Origin of the sequence: Streptomyces sp. NPDC050619, from assembly GCF_040654815.1 — a bacterium.
Taxonomy (GTDB): domain Bacteria; phylum Actinomycetota; class Actinomycetes; order Streptomycetales; family Streptomycetaceae; genus Streptomyces.
The window spans coordinates 1-1,186 of sequence record NZ_JBFAIR010000164.1 but is presented as its reverse complement, the minus strand read 5'-3'; the positions used below and the strand labels follow the sequence as shown (position 1 = coordinate 1,186).

At 66.9% G+C, this 1,186-nt stretch carries 2 protein-coding genes; both read right to left on the bottom strand.

What is annotated here, in order from left to right; all coding sequences use genetic code 11:
• On the bottom strand, positions 1-204 hold a 204-nt coding region (locus tag AB0I77_RS53740), incomplete at its 3' end, for a hypothetical protein (protein WP_363290358.1).
• A gap of 73 nt (positions 205-277) precedes the next feature.
• Positions 278-856, bottom strand: coding sequence for a TetR/AcrR family transcriptional regulator (locus tag AB0I77_RS53735; protein WP_363290357.1), 579 nt, complete (start codon positions 854-856; stop codon positions 278-280).
• Positions 857-1,186: the final 330 nt, after the last annotated feature.

Sequence of the window (1,186 nt, the reverse complement as noted above, 5' to 3'; positions counted from 1 at the left end):
CGGCACCGCGAGTGCGGTGCGCACGTCGACGTCCAGATTCGGTGCGAACACGACCACCCGGTGCAAGCGAAGGACATCGAGAGCGTCCCCGGCCCCGCATTTCGTATGAGGTCGCCCGAGTGAGCTGAGCGCGGTTGCGCCGTTGCGGGCGGGGGAGCGGTCCGGGAAGCGCAGGGCGCGCACGTCCGCGCCGCAGACGTGCACGTGCGACGACGTCGTCGTCGATCTGCTCCTGTCCGCCGAGATCCGGCCCTGTAACCAGCCGTCCAGCCCGTGGTCAGGATTCCGGGTCGGGCCCGTCTGGTGCGGTCAGGGCTTTGTGGGTCGACTCCAGGATCTTCTCCGACAGTTCTGTGCCCGCAGTGGCCCGAGCGAGCAGGATCGCGCCGACCAGGGTGGCCACCATGGGAAGGCCGTCGTCGGTGTCGGTAGACATCCACGCGGCGAAGTCCTGGACTCCGGCTGCGTACGTTTCGCGCACCTCCCCGGCTGTGGGCTCGCGAGCCATGTCCCCCGCGAATCCCGCGGTGGGGCAACCGGTGCCGGGCTGGTCGCGGTGCTCGGCCGACAGGTAGAAGTCGACAAGGGCACCGCGCGCGGTCTCGTGATCGCCGTGGGTCGTGTCGAACGAAGCCAGGAGTAGGTCAAGGTCTCCGAAAGCGGCTTGAGCGGCCTCGCTGATCAGGGCTTCCTTGGAGGGGAACTGCTTGTAGAAGCCGCCCGTGGTGAGCCCGATGGACTTCATCAGGTCGGCGACGCTGATGCCGTTCACGCCCCGCTCCCGGAAGAGCTGAGAGGCCGCGGCGACCGCGCGCCTGCGGTTCTCGATCGCTTGTGCTTGCGAAACGCGACTCATCAGCCACCTGCCCACCTTAGATAATGAAGTGCATCTATCATACGCGAAGTGCCGGGCTGGCGGCCGGCCGGCGACTCGTCAGCCCGCGTGCACGTCGATCGGTCTCCGGTCGCGGCCGTTACTGACGGCGTCAGGGCGGTTGACTGGACCACTTTAGATATCTATCGTAATCTAAAGTGGTCGACGCGACGCTTCGACCCCCTACTCACCGTCAGACCAGAAATGAGATCGACCCCATGACCACGCAGAACAAGACCGCTGTCGTCACCGGCGCGTCCGCCGGCCTGGGTACCGCCTACGCGCAGCGGCTTGCCGACCGGGGTTACGACC